The following is a 6,437-nucleotide window of genomic DNA, read 5'->3' as shown; positions in this document are numbered from 1 at the left end:
CAATGAGGTAAAACTGTTCACTGCCAGCGCCCTTTGGGATGCATCGCAGGGATTGTATGCTATTTCGTTGTCGAATGACGGCTATTATCCGGCAGGCCAGCTTTACAAAACGATCACCTATGATGAGAACACCGCTGCTGCCCCAACGGAAGCAGACGGATCAACGGTAGAATTTAAGAACAAGGAAGGGCAGGTCGTCCTGAAAAGAACCTATGGCACAGTTGGAACCGGATCGACCAACGAGAAACATGATACCTATTATGTATATGATATCTATGGAAACCTGACCTATGTAATCCCTCCCAAGGCTGTTGATATTCTCAATGTGACTAATATTCAAAGCAATATCACTTCAACGGCTGTTGTGAATTCAGGAAGTTCCCTGCAGCTTACCGACCGCTACTAATTCTAATTCTATTGTGCTGTCTCCTGGGTTTAATGCCCTATCCGGAAGCACTTTTAGTGCCAAAATAGACAACAGTGCGCAAAACACTTTGGATAATTTATGTTACCAATACAAATACGATCAACGCAACAGGCTGGTGGAGAAAAAGCTTCCCGGAAAACAATGGGAATTTATTGTTTATGACAAACTGGACAGGGTGGTTGCCACCGGACCTGCCGCATCCCCATTTAATGATCTCACTTCTGTGGGATGGCTTATAACCAAATACGATGTTTTTAACCGTGCGGTTTACACAGGCTGGATGACCTCGACTTCTGTAACGGGTACAGGAAGAAAGACCTTGCAGGATGCGCAAAATGCATCTGCCCTTACCGTAATAAGTGAGAGCAAACAAACATCAGGTACTATTGACGGCATTGCTGCTTATTATACCAATGCAGTTGCTCCGGTAACTTTCAAGCTTCTGACGGTAAATTATTATGACAACTATACTTTCCCCAGTTCGCCTGTTATCACAATACCCGCAAGTGTAGAAGGACAGACTACGTTAACTACGGCTCAGGTTAAGGGATTAACAACAGCTTCCTGGAGCAGGGTTATTACTTCCAGTACAGCTGTATTAGGAGAAACAAATGCTATTTTTTACGATGCCAAGGCAAGGCCTGTTCGCAATCACCTGCAAAATTACTCGGGCGGCTATACCTATACCGACAGTAAACTGGATCCTTTTTCAGGACAACTGCAATACAGCATCACCAGACATAAAAGGGTGTCGACGGATACTGAACTGACAACAAAGGATGTTTTTACCTACTCCCCCCAGGACCGTCTTTTAACCCAGACCCATCAGATAAACGGAGGAACAATTGAGCTTATCGCCAGCAATACCTATAACGAATTAGGCGAACTGACCTCTAAAAATATAGGAAACACGCTAAGCCAGCCCCTTCAAAAAGCAGATTACACCTATAACATCCGCGGATGGCTCACGAGTATAAACAATACTGCGGGATTACAGACGGGAGCAGACCCAAAGGATCTGTTTGCCTTTGCCATCAATTATAATACATCAACTTCGGGGATTACAGACGTAAAGCCATTGTATAACGGAAACATTTCCGAAACCTATTGGGCAACCAATTCCGATAACGGGATTATACGAAACTACGGTTATAAATACGATAACCTGAACAGGCTCAGGGAAGGTATTTACAAAAAAGGAACCGCTTTAAATGCCTATAACGAAAGCATGGACTATGACAAGAACGGAAACATCATGCACCTAAAACGCTACGGAAGCCTGGATGATAATACCCAGACACTAATAGATAATTTAACGTATGACTATAAAAACAGCAATACGGACAACCAATTAGGAAAAGTTACTGATGGGGTTGTTAATAATCCCAATTTCAAAGATGAATTCAAGGACAGTGCAGCCAATGGTAATGATGATTACAGCTATGATGCCAATGGCAATATGCTGACCGATGCCAACAAAGGCATAACGGGTATCACCTATAACCATTTGAACCTGCCGACCAAAATAGTTTTCCCTACCGGGAATATTGTTTATATTTACAATGCGGCGGGACAAAAACTGGGAAAAATCGTGACCCAGACAACGGTAACCAGCACTCTTTATCTGGGAGGCTATCAGTATCTGCAACCCTATTTGGGAACCTGGGCTTTGCAGTTTTTCCCGACAGCCGAAGGTTATGTAGAGCCTTCAGGAAGTTCTTATAAATATGTTTACCAATACAAGGACCATTTAGGCAACATTCGTTTAGGGTATAAAAATACAGGCACAACCTCTTCACCGATTTTACAAATCACAGAAGAAAACAATTATTATGCCTTTGGACTGAAACAAACAGGATACAATGGTGTTAAATATGGTGTAGAAAACAAGTATAAGTACAACGGCAAAGAACTGCAGGACGAGTTAAACCTGAATGTTTACGACTATCGTGCTAGAAATTATGACCCAGCAATTGGTCGCTGGATGAACATTGACCCATTAGCGGAGAAATCTCGTAGATTTAATCCTTATACCTATGCTCTTAATAATCCTGTCTATTTTATTGACCCAGATGGAATGGAAGCTACAGATTGGTTTAAAAATAAAGCAGGAAAAGTTGTCTGGTTTGACAGTAAAGCGAAAGATTTTAAAAGTGGAAATGGTGATAAATGGAGTAATATTGGTTCAAATACAAATGAAGTAAAAAAGAGCTTAAAAGTACCAACTGAAAATAAAACTAGCTCTTGGAAAACAATCTCATTTTCTACAGAAAGTGCCGAATCAGGAGGAAAAAGCCTTTCTGTACTAAAACCTATAGTTTTTAAAAACTCAGCGGTAGTTAGTTATGACTTAAATGTAAGTAACACAACTTCAACAGGACAGTTAATAAGTGGAAAAAGTGAAATAACGGGTGTTACAATGAATGCACAAGTATCATCAGAAACATCGGCTCCAGGTAGGGAAATCCAAGGTGTTAGTGGTTTTTTTGGAATAAAGGAATGGACGCCAATGGGCAGAAATTTTACTTTTAAAAGTTCCCCTTTTCAAGACCATGCAGGTCCAATGTTAAGCAATAGTCCTTATCATGCAACCAGTGATGCAAGTATGAGTATGTCTTTAGGGACATATTCAAAATTCACAAATACAAATCCACCATCGTCAGGCTTAAATTTAAGTTTTCAAACAGGTGTCGATACATCTGAGAGAGCTAGTATTGGTCCAAATGAACTATTTAATACATCTCAATAAAACCATTTATGAAATTCATTTATCTATTAGTTATAACTCTGAATATGGTAAGTTGTAACTCTAAATCAGACAATCAGAAATCAATCAAAAGAAGCGATTGTATAATATTTTATAAAAAATTTAAAGAAGAAGTAATTAAGGGGCAGACAAAAAATGCTTTAATAGCTATTGATAAAGCTATTAATTGTGATCCCAATAATGAAAGTTTTAAATCTAACAAATTGAGACTTTTGATAGAATTGAGCAAATATAATGAGGCTATTAAATTAATTGATAGTTACAAATCAGATGACAACTCATTTAAAATGCTTAAAGCGGTTCTTAAGTTAAAGAACAAAGACACCAAAGCAATTGATTTACTACGAGAATGTTATAATAGATATAAAAATGAAAGGGAGATTACGACTGATAATCTAATATATAAGATTGCATTGACTAATTTTTTTGATGGTAAAGAAAAAGCTTTGAAAGAAATAGAGACCTCAAGGACTAATTCTATAGAGGAAAACATAAAAACTAATTTGGATACACTTGAAGAGTTAATTAATCAATATGACAAGCAAAATGTTTTATTTAAATTATATGGTATATCAAATCCCGATAGCTCAGATATATAGACAACGATAGAACCGAAATCGCTCGGATATGCTCAAGGATAGCGCAGAAATTTTTTCCGTGCCGGCAAAGAGAATCGATAAAGACTAAAATAAGAAACCTCGCGAAAAGCGAGGTTTTTTTTATGGCATATAGCTTTAAATCGAATAAAATGACTTTAAGTAAGACATCGTGTTCCAGATGTGTTGGTTAGATTGACTTCTTATGAAAACGTGTGCCTAGCCCAGACAGAAGCGGTATCCTTTTGCTGCTTTCTTTAAGCAGCAAAAGATACAAGCGAATGGCTGGAAATAGCTCCTGTTAGAAAAAGATAATGTTTCAGATTAGGTGTTTTTATGAAATAGCAGTGTAACTATCTGAAAAAAATATATAAATTTAAAAATTTTGAATAATATAGAGGCGTTCAATTATTCGGCTTTTTTCTTTTTTGACTGATACATCCTATAAATCAATATCCCAATTATTCCAACCAGCAAGTACGGGATTACCATTAAATATACGATACCGTCATTTACAGCCTGAGCTTTTTTCACATTCGAATCACCAGCCAGAGCAGCACGACACATTGCGCATTGCGCATTTGCAGCAAGGGAAAAGAACAAAGAGAAAAGAATAAAGACATATTCTGTCTGAAAAAATTTCCTCTTTTTTTCTTTATTTTTTGTTCTTTGTTCTATTCTAAACATAATATGGAGAAATCATTAAGTAAACCACTACCCCTGTAATTGCAACATACAACCAAAGTGGAAAGGTAATTTTAGCTATTTTTTTATGCTTATCAAATGTATTTGCCAAAGCACGAACGTAACTGATTAACACTAATGGAATAATTGCTACTGATAAAATAATGTGTGTGATTAAAATAAAGAAATATAAATATCTGATAGCTCCAATTTTAGTCTTTTCAATTGCATCAAGAATTCCATCATGATTTAAATCTCCAAATTTAGCAGAATCAGATGTCATATGATATGCAACATACATAACCAGAAAAGCCAATGATAAGGCAATCGCAAAGGTCATTAATCGTTCATGTGTTTTACGTTTTCCGTTTTTAATCGCTAATACAGCCATTACCAAAACCACTGCTGTAATCCCGTTTATTGTAGCATAAATAGGAGGTAAAAAAGAAAGAGGCTCAACATTGATTCCGAAATCTTTTAATTTGACTGCAAATAAAACAGCTACTACAATCGGTATTACAATTGAAACTGCAACAATATATTTATTGTATTTTTTTTCTAATGAATGATCTTCCATTTTATTCTTCTAATAATATTTTAATATCTTCCTGAATGTCCCTAACCCCTTTTTTATCTAATCCGTCATAGTATAAAATTGGATTTCCAAAATCATCCTTTCTACAGCGAATATTTCCATTTTTATCAATCAAAGCAAATAAACCGGAATGTTCAAAACCGCCATTTACTTTAGCATTTTCACCAGCGTACAAATTAAATCCTTTATTGGATAAATCCATAATAGTTGCTTTGTCTCCAGTCAGGAAATTCCAGTTAGAAGATTTTACTCCTAATAACTTTGCATGATCTTTAAGAACCTTTGGCGTATCATGAGTTGGATCAATTGTGATTGAAACGATGCCAAAATTAGGATTGCCGAAAAAAGTCTTTTCTATTTCTAACATACTCAGATTCATTTTTGGGCAAATAGAAGGGCAGGTAGTAAAGAAAAATTCTAAAACATAAACTTTTCCTTTATAAGTTTCATTTGAAACTTTGAGATTGTCCTGATTCGTCAATTCAAATTTAGGTGCAGGACCGATTTTCATCAGTTTAGCATCTGATTTAGACGTTTTAAGACCTACATTATCTAAACGGTTTCCTTTAACAACATCGTCATTTTTTATTCTGTCAACAATTTTAGGTACAGCATAAATCCCGAAAATTAAAATGATAAATGAAATTCCGATATATGATTTATTTTTAAACATTATAATTGTAATTTAAAGTTCTTTAGTCGCGTTATGATTTTTTTTAAGGGCAGCACGGTATTCGTACAAAATAATCTTAAAATCATCTAACATTTCGTTACTCAAATCAGATGGATGAAAAGTGTCGTACCCTTCTTTATATTCATCCTTATCTTTTCTTCCTCTTAAATTTCTTTCCTTATCTACAATATACACATTGGAAGTTCCAAGATTCTGATTTAGTTTTCCTTTCAAATGCAATTGATTGTAAAATGTTTTGATATCATCAGGTGATGCAAAAATAAAATGCCATCCGGAAACATCTGTAAAAGATCCCAATGATTCTACAATTTTCTGCACATCTTTTTCTGTTCCCAAAGGGCAAATAACTACAAATTGAAGATCTTTGAAACCATTATAGCGTTGGTAAATTTTTTCATTTAGATTAAAAAAATTCCCTCTGTTTTTTAAAATTTCTGAGCCTGAAAAGCCAAGAATAGTAATTTTATTATTTAAAGTTACTTTTTCACCTTTTAAAGATTTCCAATTACCAAAATCAGCAATTTTAGGAGTTATCACAGGAAGTTTAGTAAAACTATTTACTCCGGAGGCAAAAAACAAATAGGCTACAATTGGTAAAACAAAAAGTACAAAGAGAACTATATTTTTTTTCATTGTATGAATGGAAGTTATTGAGGTACAAAAATAAAAAAAGC

7 protein-coding genes are annotated in these 6,437 nt (G+C 35.4%); 3 read left to right on the top strand and 4 right to left on the bottom strand.

The annotated features are described in order from the left end of the window. The 3 genes from PMI10_RS20620 to PMI10_RS20610 form a co-directional block, all read left to right on the top strand. A partial coding sequence (locus PMI10_RS20620; protein ID WP_007811428.1) for a hypothetical protein occupies nt 1-406 on the top strand: 406 nt, incomplete at its 5' end. Beyond that, a complete protein-coding gene (locus PMI10_RS20615) occupies nt 369-3,176 on the top strand; it encodes an RHS repeat domain-containing protein (protein ID WP_369792097.1) in 2,808 nt (935 codons plus the stop codon). The genes PMI10_RS20620 and PMI10_RS20615, both read left to right, overlap by 38 nt. Before the next feature lie 8 nt (nt 3,177-3,184). Continuing rightward, on the top strand, nt 3,185-3,793 hold the full coding sequence (locus tag PMI10_RS20610; RefSeq protein ID WP_007811425.1) for a tetratricopeptide repeat protein: 609 nt from the start codon (nt 3,185-3,187) through the stop codon (nt 3,791-3,793). A 405-nt stretch (nt 3,794-4,198) separates the two neighbouring features. On the opposite strand, the gene PMI10_RS20605 is transcribed toward PMI10_RS20610, so the two are convergent. From PMI10_RS20605 to PMI10_RS20590, 4 genes are read right to left on the bottom strand one after another with little or no spacing between them, the layout of a single operon-like run. Beyond that, nucleotides 4,199-4,477, bottom strand: coding sequence for a hypothetical protein (locus PMI10_RS20605; protein ID WP_007811423.1), 279 nt, complete (start codon nt 4,475-4,477; stop codon nt 4,199-4,201). Continuing rightward, nucleotides 4,470-5,051 carry a DUF420 domain-containing protein gene (locus PMI10_RS20600; protein WP_007811421.1) on the bottom strand — a complete coding sequence of 194 codons (582 nt, stop codon included), beginning with the start codon at nt 5,049-5,051 and terminating at the stop codon, nt 4,470-4,472. The genes PMI10_RS20605 and PMI10_RS20600 overlap by 8 nt, the downstream gene beginning before the upstream one ends. 1 nt (nt 5,052) lies before the next feature. Then, on the bottom strand, nt 5,053-5,742 hold the full coding sequence (locus PMI10_RS20595) for an SCO family protein (protein ID WP_007811419.1): 690 nt from the start codon (nt 5,740-5,742) through the stop codon (nt 5,053-5,055). Between the two features lie 12 nt (nt 5,743-5,754). Further along, nucleotides 5,755-6,396, bottom strand: a complete 642-nt coding sequence (locus PMI10_RS20590) for a hypothetical protein (protein ID WP_007811417.1) — start codon at nt 6,394-6,396, stop codon at nt 5,755-5,757. Nucleotides 6,397-6,437: the final 41 nt, after the last annotated feature.

It is taken from the genome of Flavobacterium sp. CF136, from assembly GCF_000282055.1.
Lineage (GTDB): Bacteria > Bacteroidota > Bacteroidia > Flavobacteriales > Flavobacteriaceae > Flavobacterium.
Note: the sequence above shows the minus strand (reverse complement) of the source record. Positions and strands in the feature narration are given on the sequence as shown.

What these genes read in the sequence shown, in the direction of transcription:
- PMI10_RS20610 (WP_007811425.1), top strand. Translation starts at nt 3,185, where the DNA reads ATGAAATTCATTTATCTATTAGTTATAACTCTGAATATGGTAAGTTGT.
- PMI10_RS20605 (WP_007811423.1), bottom strand. Translation starts at nt 4,477, where the DNA reads ATGTTTAGAATAGAACAAAGAACAAAAAATAAAGAAAAAAAGAGGAAA.
- PMI10_RS20600 (WP_007811421.1), bottom strand. Translation starts at nt 5,051, where the DNA reads ATGGAAGATCATTCATTAGAAAAAAAATACAATAAATATATTGTTGCA.
- PMI10_RS20590 (WP_007811417.1), bottom strand. Translation starts at nt 6,396, where the DNA reads ATGAAAAAAAATATAGTTCTCTTTGTACTTTTTGTTTTACCAATTGTA.
- PMI10_RS20595 (WP_007811419.1), bottom strand. Translation starts at nt 5,742, where the DNA reads ATGTTTAAAAATAAATCATATATCGGAATTTCATTTATCATTTTAATT.